This is a genomic window from Lysinibacillus sp. 1 U-2021, assembly GCF_029916965.1.
In the GTDB taxonomy this organism is placed as follows: Bacteria; Bacillota; Bacilli; order Bacillales_A; family Planococcaceae; genus Lysinibacillus; species Lysinibacillus capsici.
Window position 1 is genome coordinate 1,477,723 of the sequence record NZ_CP123966.1, and the last position, 17,714, is coordinate 1,495,436.

At 38.5% G+C, this 17,714-nt stretch carries 15 protein-coding genes; 11 read left to right on the top strand and 4 right to left on the bottom strand.

From position 1 onward, the window contains the following. The first annotated feature begins 1 nt into the window (after position 1). The 5 genes from addA (at position 2) to QH639_RS07670 (ending at position 8,214) form a co-directional block, all read left to right on the top strand. The gene (gene addA / locus QH639_RS07650; RefSeq protein ID WP_281115927.1) at positions 2-3,718 is read left to right on the top strand and encodes a helicase-exonuclease AddAB subunit AddA; all 3,717 of its coding nucleotides are present in this window, start codon (positions 2-4) and stop codon (positions 3,716-3,718) included. An 82-nt stretch (positions 3,719-3,800) separates the two neighbouring features. Then, positions 3,801-4,967, top strand: a complete 1,167-nt coding sequence (locus tag QH639_RS07655) for a DUF418 domain-containing protein (protein ID WP_237899370.1) — start codon at positions 3,801-3,803, stop codon at positions 4,965-4,967. 124 nt (positions 4,968-5,091) lie between these two features. Next, positions 5,092-5,994: a fumarylacetoacetate hydrolase family protein gene (locus QH639_RS07660; protein ID WP_048392038.1), complete on the top strand. Its 903-nt coding sequence runs from the start codon at positions 5,092-5,094 to the stop codon at positions 5,992-5,994. Positions 5,995-6,195: 201 nt separating this feature from the next. Then, entirely contained in the window at positions 6,196-6,564 is a 369-nt protein-coding gene (locus QH639_RS07665) for a YisL family protein (RefSeq protein WP_004227486.1), read from the top strand. A gap of 183 nt (positions 6,565-6,747) precedes the next feature. Then, entirely contained in the window at positions 6,748-8,214 is a 1,467-nt protein-coding gene (locus QH639_RS07670) for an alpha-amylase family glycosyl hydrolase (protein WP_237899379.1), read from the top strand. 50 nt (positions 8,215-8,264) lie between these two features. Here QH639_RS07670 and QH639_RS07675 read toward each other — a convergent pair whose 3' ends face one another. Together QH639_RS07675 and QH639_RS07680 are read right to left on the bottom strand one after the other, a co-directional pair. Next, the gene (locus tag QH639_RS07675; protein ID WP_036076685.1) at positions 8,265-9,122 is read right to left on the bottom strand and encodes a DegV family protein; all 858 of its coding nucleotides are present in this window, start codon (positions 9,120-9,122) and stop codon (positions 8,265-8,267) included. A 142-nt stretch (positions 9,123-9,264) separates the two neighbouring features. Continuing rightward, positions 9,265-10,074 carry a Cof-type HAD-IIB family hydrolase gene (locus tag QH639_RS07680; protein ID WP_066036276.1) on the bottom strand — a complete coding sequence of 270 codons (810 nt, stop codon included), beginning with the start codon at positions 10,072-10,074 and terminating at the stop codon, positions 9,265-9,267. Between the two features lie 121 nt (positions 10,075-10,195). Between QH639_RS07680 and QH639_RS07685 the strand changes: the two genes are divergently transcribed. Together QH639_RS07685 and QH639_RS07690 are read left to right on the top strand one after the other, a co-directional pair. Continuing rightward, positions 10,196-10,960, top strand: a complete 765-nt coding sequence (locus QH639_RS07685; RefSeq protein ID WP_237899381.1) for a prolyl oligopeptidase family serine peptidase — start codon at positions 10,196-10,198, stop codon at positions 10,958-10,960. Positions 10,961-11,013: 53 nt separating this feature from the next. Beyond that, positions 11,014-11,322, top strand: a complete 309-nt coding sequence (locus QH639_RS07690; protein ID WP_004227477.1) for a metal-sulfur cluster assembly factor — start codon at positions 11,014-11,016, stop codon at positions 11,320-11,322. Between the two features lie 60 nt (positions 11,323-11,382). Here the strand turns inward: QH639_RS07690 and QH639_RS07695 are convergent, their stop codons facing one another. Next, the gene (locus tag QH639_RS07695; protein WP_103117492.1) at positions 11,383-12,069 is read right to left on the bottom strand and encodes a Crp/Fnr family transcriptional regulator; all 687 of its coding nucleotides are present in this window, start codon (positions 12,067-12,069) and stop codon (positions 11,383-11,385) included. 268 nt (positions 12,070-12,337) lie between these two features. On the opposite strand from QH639_RS07695, the gene QH639_RS07700 reads away from it, so the two are divergent. Further along, positions 12,338-14,464 (top strand): ATP-dependent Clp protease ATP-binding subunit, encoded by a 2,127-nt coding sequence (locus QH639_RS07700; RefSeq protein WP_082148127.1) that lies wholly within the window; start codon positions 12,338-12,340, stop codon positions 14,462-14,464. Between the two features lie 49 nt (positions 14,465-14,513). Here QH639_RS07700 and QH639_RS07705 read toward each other — a convergent pair whose 3' ends face one another. Continuing rightward, positions 14,514-14,708: a YjzD family protein gene (locus tag QH639_RS07705; protein ID WP_004227469.1), complete on the bottom strand. Its 195-nt coding sequence runs from the start codon at positions 14,706-14,708 to the stop codon at positions 14,514-14,516. Positions 14,709-15,173: 465 nt separating this feature from the next. Between QH639_RS07705 and QH639_RS07710 the strand changes: the two genes are divergently transcribed. The 3 genes from QH639_RS07710 (at position 15,174) to QH639_RS07720 (ending at position 17,712) form a co-directional block, all read left to right on the top strand. After that, complete coding sequence (locus tag QH639_RS07710; protein WP_048392032.1) at positions 15,174-16,112, top strand: beta-ketoacyl-ACP synthase III; 939 nt, start codon at positions 15,174-15,176, stop codon at positions 16,110-16,112. A gap of 30 nt (positions 16,113-16,142) precedes the next feature. After that, the gene (fabF, locus tag QH639_RS07715) at positions 16,143-17,384 is read left to right on the top strand and encodes a beta-ketoacyl-ACP synthase II (protein WP_281115929.1); all 1,242 of its coding nucleotides are present in this window, start codon (positions 16,143-16,145) and stop codon (positions 17,382-17,384) included. A gap of 106 nt (positions 17,385-17,490) precedes the next feature. After that, entirely contained in the window at positions 17,491-17,712 is a 222-nt protein-coding gene (locus QH639_RS07720; RefSeq protein WP_016994330.1) for a YuzI family membrane protein, read from the top strand. The last annotated feature ends 2 nt before the right edge of the window (positions 17,713-17,714 follow it).

Genomic DNA, 17,714 nt, shown 5'->3' on the forward strand with positions numbered 1-17,714 from the left:
CATGGTACAAACAATTCCTGTTAAGCCAGTAGATGTCACATGGACAGACGATCAGTGGAAGGCTATTTATGCTAGCGGTCAAGATACACTCGTTTCGGCTGCAGCAGGGTCGGGGAAAACAGCGGTTCTGATCAATCGTATGATTGAAAAAGTCATTGCTACTGAAAACCCGATCAATGTAGATGAACTATTGGTAGTGACCTTTACAAATGCCTCAGCCGCTGAAATGCGCCATCGTATGTCTGAGGCATTAGAAAAGGCGATAGCAGAAAATCCAACATCTAATCATTTAAGACGGCAGCTAAGTCTTGTGAATAAAGCACAAATTTCTACGCTACATTCCTTCTGTTTAGCAATTGTGAAGCAATATGCGTACTTACTTGATATAGACCCAGGCTTCCGTATTGCCAATGAAGCAGAAATAGCATTATTGCGAGATGATGTTTTAGCAGAAGTTTTAGAAGATGCCTACGATGCTGAGGATGAGGCTCACGTACAAGCCATCTATCGTCTTGTCGATAGCTTTACCTCAGATCGTGATGATCAAGCCATCGAAACGCTGATTAGTAAACTTTATGATACGTCTCGTGTCCATGCTGAGCCTCAAAAATGGCTTTGGAGCCTGCCGAAAGCATATGAATTAGCTGAGGAAGTGACAATCGATGATTTAGAGCTATCTCAATATGTCAAATTAACCGTACGTCATAGCCTGGAAGAGGCGTTTATGTTAATTTCTGAAATGCGCGCAATTACATTACAGCCAGATGGACCTGCACCCTATGCAGAAACGGCAGAGGTAGATTTTGCTATGATTCAGGAAGGTATTCGCATTAGTCAAAGTGGGACATGGCAGGCGCTATTTGATTATTTTGCAACGGTAAAATGGTCTACCTTAAAGCGGGTATCGAAGGATGCACTAGTTAATGTAGAGCTACAGGAGCTCGCGAAGAAAAAACGAGAAGCAGCCAAAAAAATGATGAATAAAATCAAGGAGACATATTTTGTTCGTACGCCTGCACGGCTACTTGAGGAAATAAGGTTAATGGCACCGACCATTACTACGCTAGTTGGATTGACCACTACATTTAGTGAACAATTTCGACTAGCCAAGTTAGAACGGGGAATCATTGACTTTTCAGATTTAGAGCATTATGCACTTCAAATTTTAACGGTAGAGATAGATGGTGCACTTCATCCATCACCGGTTGCGCTAGATATGAAAAAGCGTTTTAAAGAAGTACTTGTGGATGAATATCAGGATACCAATATGCTACAGGAAACCATCTTACAGCTTGTCAAAACGGGTGAAGAACAAGATGGCAACCTTTTTATGGTTGGGGATGTTAAACAAAGTATTTACCGTTTCCGATTAGCTGAGCCAAAGCTTTTTATGAGAAAATATAGTGAATACTTGGAGTCACCTGATGTAACGGGGATGCGAATTGATTTAAACGCTAACTTCCGAAGTCGAAAAGAAGTATTAAATGCTACAAACTACGTTTTTGCACAAATTATGGGTGAGCGTGTTGGTGAGATTTTGTATGATGACAATGCGTCACTAAAGCCGGCTGCGCCCTATGATGATAAAGAAATACCTGTTGAGCTGGTCATATTGCATCCACCACAGGAAGAGGAAACACCAGAAGAACTGGAAGAACTAGGTAATGAGGCAACGGAGCTAGAGGAATTAAAAAAATCACAATACGAGGCACGATTTATTATCGATCGTATACGTCAGATGATGGAAGATGGAACAACCGTATACGATACGAAAACAAAAACAGAGCGCCCATTAAAGTATAGTGATATTGTGATTTTAATGCGTTCGATGACATGGTCAACAGACTTAGTGGAGGAATTTAAGCTGGCAGGGATTCCACTCTATGCAGAATCCTCTAAAGGCTATTTTGACGCACTTGAAGTAATGATTATGTTAAATGTCCTGAAGGTAGTCGATAATCCCTATCAGGATATCCCCTTAGCCTCTGTACTGCGCGCACCGTTTGTTGGTTTAACGGAAAATGAGCTGGCGAAAATTCGTTTAGCCGATCAAAAGGTACCTTTTTATGATGCTTTACGACAATTTATTCGTAGTGAAGGACATGGTGTGCAAACCACTACATTTGAGAAGTTGCAACGCTTTATGCTGGCCTTTGAAAATTGGCGTGATTTAGCACGTCGTGGATCATTATCAGATTTAATTTGGAAAATTTATTTAGATACACATTATTATGAAATGGTTGGGGCAATGCCGAATGGCAAACAGCGTCAAGCAAATCTACGCGTATTACATGATCGTGCGTTAATGTATGAAAAAACGGCATTTCGTGGACTATTCCGTTTTTTACGCTTTATTGATCGTATGCGTACGCGTGGCGATGATTTAGGTACTGCCAAATCAATTGGCGAAAAGGACGATGTAGTACGTCTGGTGACAATCCACTCTTCCAAGGGTTTAGAATATCCAGTCGTCTTTGTTGCAGGAATGGGACGTCCGTTTAATAAAATGGATTTTCATCAGCCCTATTTGTTTGATCAAGATTTTGGACTAGCTGTTAAGGCCATTGATCCCGAAAATCGTATCACCTATACATCGTTACCGTTTTTAGCATTGAAGGAGAAAAAAGAACTGGAGATGCGTGCAGAAGAAATGCGTGTCTTATATGTTGCGATGACTCGTGCGAAGGAGCGTTTGATTTTAGTAGGCTCAGTGAAGAACTGGGAGAAAACACGCGACAACTGGCAGGACGCCCAAAGTTTACCAATGGATGCACCGCTTCAAGAATATTTACGTGCAAGAGCTAATAGCTATTTGGACTGGGTTGGCCCAGCAGTAGCAAGACATGGAGATTTTGCAGCAGTAGCAAGCACATCTTATAAAGAAGTGGAGGATCAATCACATTGGTGGGTTCAAGCCATCGATACAAAGCATTATTCATATGAGATAGAGGCGATGGGCGATGAAGTACAGCAAGTGCTTGCGATGCAAGAGGATGAGGACTTGCTGGCTGAAATCACTACCCGCTTTCAAGCGCAGTATGTCTATCAAAAATCTACAAGAAAGCGCTCTAAAACATCTGTTAGTGAAATAAAGCGATTAGAAAATTTACAGCGCCAGGAGGAACCTGAATTTTATTTTGCCTCTCCTATCAAGCAAAAGGCTTCGTCCATTGCACCTCGACCCGCTTTTTTACAGGAGCAACAGCTAACTGGTGCTGAAATTGGTACAGCTGTGCACACAGTGATGCAGCATGTTCCTCAATATGGCTTTAGTCATATCGATGCTGTAGGGGACTTTGTGGAGGATTTAGTGGCAAGACAGCTTTTAACAGAGGCGGAGGGCAAAGTAGTTCCGCAGACGAAAATTTATCGTTTTTTTGAGACAGAAATAGGGCAACGCTTTCAACGCGCAAGGCAGATACGTAGAGAAATGCCGTTTACAATTAGTAGAATCGATGAAGATGGTGATGCTCAAATTGTGCAAGGGATCATTGACTGCCTATTTGAGGATGAATACGGTAATTGGGTCTTGTTGGATTATAAAACGGATCATATACAATCTCATTTTGCGCAGGAGCCAGCCCTGTCAAAGGAAATACTAGGTCGTTATGCCGTACAGCTTCGTGTTTATAGCGAAGCCATTGAATCTATTTTACACATCAAGGTGAGCGATAAAGTATTATTTTTATTCGATAATGAACAGACAATACATGCATAAAGAACTTGTTACGGGCAAAGTAGGGCAAAGTTTTTTCTTGCCCTGCTTTCACCATAGCTGCTAGTTAAGAGGAGGCTATTTTGTGGAGTTAAAACCAACAATGTTGCAGGAACGCATAGCAACATTAGATATTTTACGAGGTATTAGTTTAGTAGGTATCTTACTTGTAAATATGTATACCTTTTATTTGCCAATGCCGCATATTGATTTGGCATCATGGTTTACAACCCCATCGGATATTGTTTGGCAGAAAAATATTGATATTTATGTGCAAGGTAGCTTTTACCCGCTTTTTGCCATGCTATTTGGTTATGGGCTAGCCATGCAGTGGCAAAAGGCACAAAGTCGTGACCAAAACTTTTATACGCTGGGGCTTCGTAGACTGTCCATCCTGTTTGCCTTTGGTTTTATCCATGCTGTGCTAATTTGGTGGGGCGACATATTAATGATGTATGCATTTTGTGGCGTTTTCTTAGTGCTTTTACTACGATTGAGTCCCATCTGGCTATTAGCGAGTGCTTTAATTATTAATGGCTTGATGCAAGCTTTTATGCTCTTTGTAGTAGGGATTGTAAATTTTAACACAAAAGTAGATGATTACTTAGATATCGTTTCAGTAGAGAAGGCCATCACGGCTTATGGGACAGGAAACTGGGTAGATGCCTTTATGCAACGCTTAACAGATTTATCGACGCAGGCAGGCATCGAGATGTGGTTTGTTGCACTGTTCACGATTTTACCGTATATGTTAATAGGTGCCGCTGCCTCTAAATGGCGTTTAGTAGAACGGGCTAAAGAATTGAAGTGGCTCTGGCTGACGTTTGCAATTGCTGGATTGGTCATCGGTATTGGTATAAAAAGCTTATCTATTATGTTTACAAGAACATATTTACTAGATTATTTAAAGGTATACATAGGGGGCCCAGTTCTATCGGTGGGCTATATTGGGGTCATTGTGTTACTTTGCTTAGTGCCAATAATGCCAAAACTACTTAGTCCTTTTGCTAAAATCGGACGCATGTCCTTAACGATGTATATTCTTCAATCTATTATAGGTACTTGTTTATTCTACCAATTTGGCTTTGGTTGGTATGGTAAAGTAAGTGTAGAAACAGGGGTATTAATTGCTGTCGGCATTATTGTTGTGCAAATGATCATAGCAGAAATTTGGTTATCTAAGTGGAAACAAGGGCCGTTAGAGACAATATGGCGTAAATTAACATATAAGCAAAAAATAGAAGTGCGTTAATATATTCCTCTTTACATGCATATTTTATGAAGATATAACAACTTATAAAAATGTTGTCGCAAAAATGAGGTAATTTCTATCATATTGTTGTATTATGTAGAAAAAAGAAGGAGCTCTTTCAATCATGAAAATTTTATCATTCAAATTAGGTGGACATGTAAGCTTTGGACCAAAAGTAAAAAAAGAAGAAGCGGTATGGGATGTACTCGCTATTCAAAGTGAACTTCAAGTTCTCCCTTCTTTTTCAAGTTCAATCGTGGATGGCATTGCTTTAGGCTTTGATTTTGTGGAACAGATTCGTAAATTAGTAGAAGCAGCAGAAAAATCAGATAATGCTAATAGTTTTAAACGTGAATTTACAGAGATCGAATGGCTTTCACCAATTCCACGTACCCCTAAAAATATTATGTGTATTGGTAAAAACTATGATGAACATGCAAAGGAAATGGGCGCAGAGGCAGCACCAACGGATTTAATGGTATTCACAAAATCACCAACTGCAATTGCTGCAGATGGACAAACAATTTCCATTCATGCAGATCTTTCTTCAAAAATGGATTATGAAGGTGAGCTAGCTATTGTTATTGGTAAACGTGGCAAAAACATTCCTAAAAACTTAGCGTTTGATTACGTATTTGGTTATACAATTGCCAATGATGTAACAGCTCGTGATTTACAAGAGAAACATAAACAATTCTTCTTGGGTAAAAGCTTGGATGGTACTTGCCCTCTTGGACCATACCTTGTGACAAAGGATGAGATCCCAAATCCACAAGACTTAACAGTAGTGACAAAGGTCAATGATGAAGTACGTCAAAATGGCTCTACGAAAGATATGATGTTCTCTGTTGAAACGTTAGTATCCATCCTATCTCAGCATGTAACATTAGAGCCAGGAGATGTGATTTTAACAGGTACGCCAGCTGGTGTTGGCAAAGGGATGAACCCGCCGCAATTCTTAAAAGCTGGAGATACAGTAAAAGTATCTATTCAAGGAATTGGTACTTTAGTCAACCATTTTGAATAATGATGATATCAATCCGCGAGAGTCTATACTCCGCGGGTTTTTTTACTGCTTTAAGGCATAGTAACAGAAGTAAAAACTATGAGATGCAAGGATTCCAAGTTTTAAATGATGTAAATTGTGTGAACACTATTGTAATATTTGAAACCCTTTCCATCGCATGGTAGGATAGAGTTTGATAGAAAAAGAATGAGGGGGACAAACATGAGTTTTTTAACTAGCCAAACGCATTTGCATATTACTACGTGGGTAGTAGGTATTGTCATCTTTTTAATTGCGGCACTAATGGGCAAGCAATCAAAAGGCTTACATATGACATTACGTCTGTTTTATGTACTAATAATCATCACAGGTGGGGCATTATTTATCGAGGCAATGGACTATGGTAAAGGTATGCTTTACGGATTTAAGTTCTTAGGTGGCATACTTGTAATTGGCATGATGGAAATGGTATTAGTGCGTCAAAAGAAAAATAAACCAACAGCTATGTTTTGGATTTTATTTGCAGTATTCCTATTAATCACTTTGTTCCTAGGATTCAAACTGCCAATGGGTCAAGATTTCTTAGCATAATGATTTAAAAGTCGTGAAGTAGTTGCTTCACGGCTTTTATTTTGTAAACGAAAACGGAAGACGGAATTGACACCTTTTTGTCGTAATTTATTCGCTTTTACGCAAAATCTTTGGAAAAGATAGCGACGTGACAGAGTTATTTGGTAAAATGACGTTGATTGGTTTGAAAGAGAGGGAATAACAGTGAAATTTAAGAAGTGGATAAGTGCGACGGCTGCATCACTTTTATTAGCAACTTCATTCGTAAGTACTATACCAGTAGCACATGCGGATGAATCAGCGACTAGAACAATAGCAGAAGAAAGCATCTATGATTTACTCGTTGACCGTTTCTTTAATGGCTCGGGCACAAACGATTTTGATACAAATACGCAGGATCCTTCGAAATTTGCGGGGGGCGATTTTACAGGTTTACAGGATAAACTGAAATTTATCGGTGAGATGGGCTATACAATTGTTTCCATTGGGCCTATTTTTTCTACAGAGAAGTATGATGGATCAATGCCCACAAGTTATACTACAATTGAACGTCATTTTGGAACAACGGAAGAATTCCAAAGTATTGTAGAGGCCTACAAAGCTAAAAATATGTCCATTATGGTGGATTTTCCACTTACAAATGTGAGTCCAAATCATGAGTGGGCAAAGGATGCATCGAAAGCGGATTGGATTGCATCTACCAATGATGGACAAGTACAGTGGGATTTATCGAATAAGGATGTGCAAGAAGCACTTATTCAAGCAGTAACTGAATTTGTTTCTACATATGACATCGGTGGTATTCGTTTAACAAATATCGCAGGGGCTGATACAGCGTTTATCAATGCAGTAATAGCTGCATTAAAAGAGACAAAAACATCACTTTATGTGATAGCAAATGAAGAAAGCGATGCTGATTTTGATGCAACTTTCTCACCTGTAACGGCAGATATCTATCGTAATATATTTAAAAACGTGGATATGGATTCTTCAAAATTAATGGAACCTTTCACAGGAGAAAAACCGACACAAATTATGGTGGATTCACTTGAAACTCATCGTTTTACATTTGACTCTGCTAATGAAAATATGTTCCCACCTACCCGCTTAAAAATGGCGATGGGTGCTTTATTTATGCTACCAGGAATTCCTGTCGTACAATACGGGACAGAAATTGCTATGAATGGGGAAGCAAAACCAGATACACACCAGCTTTATAACTTTAAAACAGACGAAGAACTGATTGATTATATTAAAAATGTTCAATCTTTACGTAATCAATCAGCTACTTTACGTAATGGTGATTTTGAAGTCATTACAAATGAAAATGGCCTTCTTGTCTTTACACGTTCTTCTGACGAAGAAAAGTGGGTAATCATGGTTAATAATACTGGTAAAACACAACGCGTCGACTTAACACCTGAACAACTTGGTGAAGGGAAGATGCTGAACGGTATTTTACATGAGGAAAAAGTTCGCATAAATGAAAAAGAAGTCTATCCTGTTATTTTAGACCGAGAAATGGTTGAAATTTATCAAGTTCGCAATGATGAAGGCTTAAACACGCCTTATATGGTGGCTCTTGGCTTAGTATGGGTGATCTTTATTGGCTTTGTTGTCATCATCATTAAACGAGGGAAAGTTCGTCGTCAGGAGCAAGACGTCCACTAATAATAACACGACAAAAAAGCATGCCAGGAGACATCCTAGCATGCTTTTTATTAACCTTCAAAGCTTTTATTTGTGAAGAAAATCGCAATAGTGCCAGGTCCGACATGTGAGCCGATCGCGGAACCTATCATGGTAATTTGCACAGCTTGGGGTGAAAAACGCTCCTGTATAGAGGCTTTTGCTTCATTCGCAAAGGCAGCGTCGTCACTATGGCTAATACCTACAATTTTATTTGTAAAGCTGCCACCACGCTCCTGCATTAAATCTAACATACGATTAAGTGCTTTTTTTCGACCGCGCGACTTCTCAATCGGTACAAGTTTGCCATCTTCTACATTTAAAATAGGCTTAATGCTAAGAAGACCGCCTAAAAATGCACTTGCTTTTGATACACGACCACCTTTTGCAAGGTAATCTAAGTCTTCTACTGTAAATAAATGCTCAACCTGAGGTGCAAGGGTATTTATTTTAGAGGCCATATCTTCTAGAGATACTCCTATATTTCGCAGTCGAACAGCTTCTTCCACGACAAGGCCATGTCCTAGTGATGCGCATTTAGAGTCGATAATGACTAATTTTAAGGAAGGATACTGCTCAAGTACCTGATTGCGAATCATTTGAGCAGTACTATATGTGCCTGATAATTCTGATGAAAACGCGATATAAATACCTTCTTCATCATTTTTGGCTAACTCCTCAAAATGCTTCAAAAAGAGCTCAGGTGACACTTGTGATGTTTTTGGCTGAGCACCTTGGCGTATTGCATCATAGATCTCTTTGGAATCAATTGAAATCACATCTTCATATTCTTTGTTGTTCAATTGCACTCGTAAAGGGAGTAGCACGACATCATTTTCTTCATAGTAAGATTTTGGTAGATCACATCCACTATCCGTAAAAATCTTCATTCTCTTGTCCCCCTAATTTCAACTTACTTTTAAAGCTTTTTAACTTTCTTCAGTAGATACTCACTTTAGATAAATAGAAGGGGTACCACTGAATAAAGTTAAACTGGTAAAAATGGAATGTTAACTTGAACTTACTACTTAACTATGATAATTTCAAGCGTTCAATGAGTATTTTTGCAATTCCATCATCATTATTCGTTGTCGTAATTTCATTGGCAATGTTTTTAAGACTTGAAATACCGTTCCCCATCGCTACACCAAGTCCAGCATATTCAATCATTTCTAAATCATTGTCTTCATCACCAAATGCGATGATGCGCTCACGAGGAATACCTAAATCTTTTGCCACATGTGCAATACCCACAGCTTTATTTAAGCCGCGACGCACAATTTCAATAATATGAAGTGGCGCGCCCCATCGACGATGTTCAATGACTTCTGCGTGCACAGCCTGCAAATGATCACGTATAATAACTGAATTCGCTTCATTTGCCTGAATTAATAAACTTGTGGGATTATCCAGGAGGTGTGTGTATAAATCCCCAAGTGTAATTTTTGGATTACCCATATTAAAAATATTTAAAATACGATCGTCTTCTGTGTGGACATAAATATCATCTTTTACCTCAGCGATAATATTTTCGTATTCATAACTGTTAATAGAATCAACGACATCATGTACGACACTTAAATCAATTGGTGTGTGCATATGTTGCCAAGAGACATTTTTAGGATGATGCACATATGCGCCATTAAAATTAACAATGGGTGTAGTGAGCCCAAGTTCATGATAATAAAGATCGCTTGCACGGTATGGACGTCCCGTCGCAATCATCACTTGATGCCCTTGTTCCTTAGCCTGCAATAATGTTTTTTTCGTTTTTGCAGAAATTTGCTGTTGATCTGTTAATAAAGTTCCATCTAAGTCTAATACGATTAAATGCGGTTTCATAGCTCGTTGCCCCTTTCCTATAGTTTGAATAGTATCTCTTTGTCTTACATTCGTCAAAATTTTGTCACAGTGAAAAAAGTTTGCTAACATAAAGATGAGAGAATAGTTGGGAGTGACAATAATGTTTGTAGAAAAAGAAGTGTGGGGAAATATTCCTTTATTACATATACATACAGACAATATGAATGAAGAAACCCCGGTAGTCATTTTTTTACATGGCTTTATGAGTGCAAAAGAACATAACTTACACTATGCATACCAATTGGTGCATGAAGGGGTGCGTGTCCTATTGCCAGATGCAAAATTTCATGGTGAACGTAGCGAAGGCCTAACGGAAATGCAAATGAATTTAAATTTTTGGGACATTGTTTTAAATTCTATTCATGAAGTACAACAATTATATGATGAATTAAAGAATAAAAATTTATTAGCTAGTCATAAAATTGGCATAGGAGGCACTTCAATGGGTGGCATCGTGACATCAGGCTGTCTGAAACTTTATGATTGGATACAAACTGCTGCAATATGCATGGGTGCACCTGGTTTTATTAAACTGGGTGAATACCAATTGCAACAATTTTCTAAAAGTGGAGTTAATTGGCCAATGTCAGAGAAAGACGTTGAAAAAATTAATGAAGCCCTTGCTAAATATGATGTCAGTTTAACACCAGAAAAATTCGCGGGTCGCCCTGTGTTCTTTTGGCATGGAGAATTAGATAAAACAGTTCCGTTTCACGAAACGTATAAATTTTATGAAACATTACGGGAATACTATGAAGCAAACCCTGAATATTTAAAGTTTATGGTGAACAAAAGGGCTGGACATGCTGTACCGCGTGACGGTATGCTAGCAGCTACAGCATGGCTTGCACAGCATTTGGCATAACAGGATGCATCTGCTATGATAAGGTTAACACTATGATGGAAGGAGAAATACAAATGGATCAGGATATGAAAGATAGCATGTTAGGTGCTTTAGAAAACGTAATTGATCCTGAGCTTGGCATTGATATCGTCAACTTAGGTTTAGTATATGATGTGGAATTAGATGATGAAGGTGTTGCAACTGTTACGATGACACTAACTTCTATGGGCTGCCCACTTGGTCCAGTCATTGTGGATCAAGTGAATACAGCGTTAGGTGAACTTCCTGAAGTAAAAAGTACAAATGTTAATATTGTATGGAATCCACCGTGGTCGAAAGATAAAATGTCACGCTATGCCAAAATGGCATTGGGCGTACGTTAAAATGGCTTATTTAAAACCCTGCTTATTGAAAAATAAGCAGGGTTTTTGCTTGTAACGAAACTAATCGATACGGCATATTTGTAATGGACAATTTTCACAGGCAATTTCATTTTTTAAAAATTGTAAATCATGAATGGTAATAAATCCTTTATCAAAAGTGATAATCTCATGTTTTTTTAAATCATTCAGCATACGATTAATCATTTCCCGACTTGTCGCACACAAATTTGCAATTTCTGTATTTGTTAGCTGAAAATCAATAAAAATCGAGTCATTTTCTACAGGTTTACCATACGTATTGGACAGCCGAATGAGCGTTGAAAATAGAGCACCTTTTTTACCGTTTAACACTAAATCGCGCAAACGACTCTGATGCTTTAAGTTTTCTGTTTGTAGCCACTTCATGTATTCCACCATAACTGTCGGCTGCTCTTCTAATAAATGCTCCAAAGATTTACGACTCAAAACATACAACGTAGAGGGTTCTAAAACTTTGGCAGTCATCGAATTATAGACGAGATTACAAAATAACGAACCTTCTCCTATTATGCTGTCAGGGCCACAAATACGAATGGTTAATTCCTTACCCGTCTCGGATTCTTGGCTAATCGAAATAACTCCTGATTGGATGTAATAAATTTCTTTTGCCCGTTCACCCTCTAGAAAAATTTTATTTCCTTTATTCACTTTGATAAAAACACCGTGGTTTTGAAAAAGATCTTTAATTTTTTCAAACATATTATCCATTAAAACCATATCTCCAACACATCGCTTTCTTTTTGTAATAAATGGCGATTATTACAAAAGGATAGTGGATTTCGATACTAAAACATAGAAACATACCATTATTATAACGTAAACTTCCATAATAAGTGAAAAAATTTTAGGGCGATTTCTTTGCTAAGCATTGTCGAGTGATGTAAAATAAAGTTAGTCAAAAAAGGTCAAACTTTTTTCTAATGAATAAGAATGGGTATATAAATAATGAGAAATATGAAAAAAAGGAGTGCTAGCTATGCAATTTCAACAAACAGACAATAAAAAACCATTAGAACAATTTGGACGCAATTTAATTGAAGAAGTAAAAAACGGCAAGATGGATCCTGTTATCGGGCGTGATGAAGAAATTCGAAATGTAATTCGTATTCTAACACGTAAAACAAAAAATAATCCTGTATTAATCGGTGAACCAGGAGTTGGTAAAACGGCAATTGTGGAAGGTTTAGCACAGCGTATTGTTAAAGGTGATGTACCAGAAGGCTTGAAGGAATGTGTATTATATGAATTAGATATGAGTGCGTTAATCGCTGGTGCAAGTTATCGTGGACAATTTGAAGAACGCTTAAAAGGTGTGCTAAAAGAAGTAAAAGAATCAGAAGGACAAATCATTCTATTTATTGATGAAATTCATACGATCGTAGGCGCAGGAAAAACAGATGGCGCTATGGATGCAGGAAATATGCTAAAACCTATGCTAGCACGTGGTGAATTACACTGTATTGGTGCTACTACCTTAGACGAATATCGTATGTATATTGAAAAGGATCCTGCCTTAGAACGTCGATTCCAGCAAGTACTAGTGCGTGAGCCATCTATAGAGGATACGGTATCCATTTTACGTGGTTTAAAGGAACGCTTTGAATTACATCACGCAGTACGTATTCATGACAGAGCAATTGTTGCGGCAGCAGAGCTATCCAATCGCTATATTACAGAACGATTTTTACCTGATAAGGCCATTGATTTAATTGATGAGGCTTGTGCAATGATTCGTACAGAAATTGATTCAATGCCACAGGAATTAGACGCAGTCACACGTCGTATTATGCAGCTTGAAATTGAGGAACAGGCATTGCGTAAGGAAAAGGACGAGGCAAGTAAAAAACGTCTGGAGCAATTACGCGAAGAATTAACAAAGTTAAAAGAGTCATCTAAGGGCATGCGACAACAATGGGAAGCAGAAAAAGAAAAACTACACGATATTCAGAAAAAACGTGAAACATTGGATAAATATCGTCGTGATCTAGATGAGGCAGAAAGTAAATATGATTTAAATAAAGCTGCTGAATTACGTCATGGTAAAATTCCAACACTTGAAAAAGATATTCAGGTACTTGAAAAGGAATTAGAGAACGGTGCAGAATCTCGTATTTTACGTGAAGAGGTAACAGCAGATGAAATCGCAGCAATTGTTTCACGTTGGACAGGAATCCCTGTAACAAAATTAGTAGAGGGTGAGCGTGAAAAATTATTACGTTTAAAGGATACATTACATGAACGTGTGGTTGGACAAGATACAGCAGTTCAATTAGTGACAGAAGCGGTATGGCGTGCACGTGCAGGTATCAAAGATCCACACCGACCTATTGGTAGCTTTTTATTTTTAGGTCCAACTGGTGTGGGTAAAACAGAACTTGCCAAGGCACTTGCTGCACAGTTATTTGATTCAGAAGATCACTTTATTCGGATTGATATGAGTGAATACATGGAGAAACATAGTGTGTCTCGACTTGTTGGGGCTCCTCCAGGCTATGTGGGCTATGAGGAAGGTGGACAACTAACGGAAGCAGTTCGCCGAAATCCTTATTCTGTGGTGCTACTAGACGAGATTGAAAAAGCTCATCCTGATGTGGCGAACATTTTATTGCAAATTTTAGATGATGGGCGCATTACAGATAGTCAGGGACGAATGGTGAATTTTACAAATACAGTAGTCATTTTAACTTCGAATATCGGATCGAGTTATTTAATGGAGGCAAAGGAAAATGATGCGGCTGTGGAGGACTTAGTCATGTCAGCCCTACGACAACATTTTAAACCTGAGCTATTAAACAGAATGGATGATATCATCTTCTTCCATGCATTATCTACTAAACATTTTACTGCGATTGCCTGGAAGTATGTGGAGCAATTGATTAAACGTGTCGCAGAGCAAGAAATTACTTTATCTGTCGAGCAAGAAGTCATTGATTGGGTAGTAGAGCAAGGTGCAGATGCCCAATTTGGAGCAAGACCACTAAAACGCTTTGTACAGCGACATATCGAAACAGCCGTTGCTAAAGAACTATTACGCGGAGAAGTTTTACCAGGGGAGACATTGCATGTGAAAATGCATGAGGGTCAATGTGTTGTGGAAAAATAACAGAAAAAACCTGTTCGGCATGAAGCTGAACAGGTTTTTTCTAGCTGAATTAATGATGGTCTGCAGCTTCTGGTGTAGGGTCGTTTGGAATGATTGCTCCAATAATAAAGATAAGGATGGAGAATACAACAGAAACGATTGCCCCAGTTTTGAAATCAAATGGTACACCAAGTACAGAGCTGACTACGTAGTTTAACATAGAAACTAGTAGGAATGACCATATGAACGTTACGATATATTGCATTAATTTCACCTCAACCGAACTTTTTTCATCATAAGGTTTTACTCATATTCATTATCATATCATAACATAAATCAAAAAAAAATGAACCATTTATGTGAAACATGGCGATTTTGTCACAACAAATATGAGATTTAGTATTTTATGTTTAGTAATGTAAAGTATTTAGGAACAGCTCTGAAATAGGGGAATGCGCTCCTAAGCGGGTGAAAAGCGCTCCAAAAGGGAAGAACACCGCTCATACATGATGCAAGGTGCTTTGAAAAATAATGAACAAGCTCAACAAAATACGATAGATAAAGCTCTAAACAGAATAACCTCATTCCATAAAATTCTTCACTTCTATATGCAAAGAACACTACCCTCAGCCGCATAAATTTTAAATCATCTTGCGTCATTCCTTTTATATGCGTTATAATTATGACCAGTTACTAATAATTGATAGTAAGAAAGCTGAGGGGTTGCTATATGAACGCTGGTATTATAGGAATAGGCAAATATGTTCCTGAGAAGGTCGTTACAAATTTTGATTTGGAAAAAATCATGGATACTTCTGATGAATGGATTCGTACTCGAACAGGCATTGAAGAACGTCATTTTGCGGCAGATGATCAGGAAACTTCAGATTTGGCAGTAGCTGCTGCAAAAGAAGCTATTGCAAATGCGGGGATTACGCCTGAGGAAATTGGTTTAATTCTTGTAGCAACTGTCACGCAGGATCAAACTTTTCCAAGTGTAGCTTGTATGATTCAGGAACAAATCGGAGCAGTTAATGCTGCAGCAATGGATCAAGCAGCAGCATGTGCAGGATTTATATATAGTTTAGTGACAGCAAAGCACTTTGTTGAGGCAAATGCTTATAAATATGTCTTAGTAGTAGGTGTTGAAAAGCTGTCGAAAGTCGTTGATTGGGAAGATCGCAATACAGCTGTATTATTTGGCGATGGTGCCAGTGCAGCTATCATTGGGCAAGTCTCTGAAGGTAGAGGTATTCTATCCTTCGAACTTGGTGCAGATGGTACAGGCGGAAAGAATCTTTATTTAACGAAGCAAGATACAATTGCGATGAATGGTCGTGAAGTGTTTAAATTTGCTGTTCGACAAATGGGTGAATCGGCTGTTAATGTATTAGAGAAAGCGGGTTTAACAAAAGAAGACGTTGATTTCCTAGTGCCACATCAGGCAAATATACGTATTATGGAATCTGCACGTGAGCGGTTAGAGCTACCACCAGAAAAAATGTCAAAAACGATTCATAAATATGGAAATACTTCAGCAGCATCTATTGGTATTTCCTTGGTAGATGAGCTCGAAGCAGGTAAGATTAAAGAGGATGATTTATTAGTCCTTGTAGGTTTTGGTGGCGGCTTAACATGGGGTGCCGTAGCCATGAGATGGGGAAAATAAGTAGGAAAAATGCTTGAGGGGAGTAAGACAATGAGTAAAAGACGAGTAGTAATTACAGGAATTGGCGCAGTTACACCACTAGGAAATAGCATCGAAGAAACATGGGCAAACATTAAAGCTGGTAAATCTGGCATTGGTGAGCTGACACGTTTAAATAAAGATCTTTTTGTCGCAAAAATCGCCGCAGAAGTAAAGGACTTTGATATTGAAAAATACATTGATCGTAAAGAAGCACGTAAAATGGATCGTTTCACACAATACGCATTAGCGGCTTCTATTATGGCAATGGAAGATGCACAGCTAACAATTGATGAAGAGCTAGCTCCACGTGCAGGTGTATGGATTGGTTCTGGTATCGGTGGAATGGAAACATATGAACAACAATTTTTAACATTCCAAGAGCGTGGCGCAAGACGTGTTAGTCCTTTCTTTATCCCAATGATGATTCCTGATATGGCATCGGGCCAAGTCTCTATACACTTTGGTGCAAAGGGGATTAATTCTTGTTCTGTAACGGCATGTGCTTCAGGCACAAACTCTATTGGTGATGCCTTTAAAGTAATTGAGCGTGGAGACGCTGATGTTATGATTTCTGGTGGTGCTGAATCACCAATCGTAACAATGGCGGTTGCAGGTTTTTGTGCCAATACAGCACTATCATTAAATCAAGATCCACAAGCAGCATGTCGCCCATTCGATAAAAACCGAGATGGCTTTATTATCGGAGAAGGAGCGGGTATTGTCATATTAGAAGAATATGAACATGCAAAAGCTCGTGGTGCCAAAATCTATGCTGAAGTTTTAGGTTATGGTGCAACTGGGGATGCGCATCACATTACGGCTCCAGCTCCAGAGGGTGAAGGTGCAGCACGTGCGATGACGCAAGCGTTAACAGATGGTGGCGTAGAGCCTTCACAAGTTGACTATATCAATGCCCATGGTACAAGTACGCCATATAACGATTTATTCGAAACACAAGCTGTGAAAACTGCTTTTGGTGATCATGCGTATAACCTTGCGATGAGCTCAACTAAATCTATGACGGGTCACTTATTAGGAGCAGCGGGTGGTGTGGAAGCTATTTTCACAGCATTAGCCCTTAAAGAAGGGATTTTACCACCTACAATCAATTTAAAAGATCCTGATCCTGAATGTGATTTAGACTATGTTCCAAACGAAGCAAGAGAAGCAAATATTCAATATGCAATGAGTAATTCTCTTGGTTTTGGTGGTCATAATGCAAGTCTTCTATTCAAAAAATATGAAGCATAATAGATAAACATAAAAAAACGTCAGCCAAATTTAAATGGCTGACGTCTTTTTTTATAGTTTTGTGAATAAATGATAAGTAAGAAGAAATAGAAAGGATGCCATTACTATGTTTCGTCTCTTTTTATTTTTAGTAAGTTATGGCTTAATGATCCTCTCTGTAGGGAATCTCATATTGTATTTAAATTACCGCACACTAGGTTATTCATGGAAGGTTGTTTTCAAATTTATTTTTCAAACAACAGAATTTTATATGGCGGTAGGAGCCTGTATCATCATCTGCGCAGTTGTGCTTGATTTGGGCTTTGATCGATCCTCAGACAAGCCGTAAGT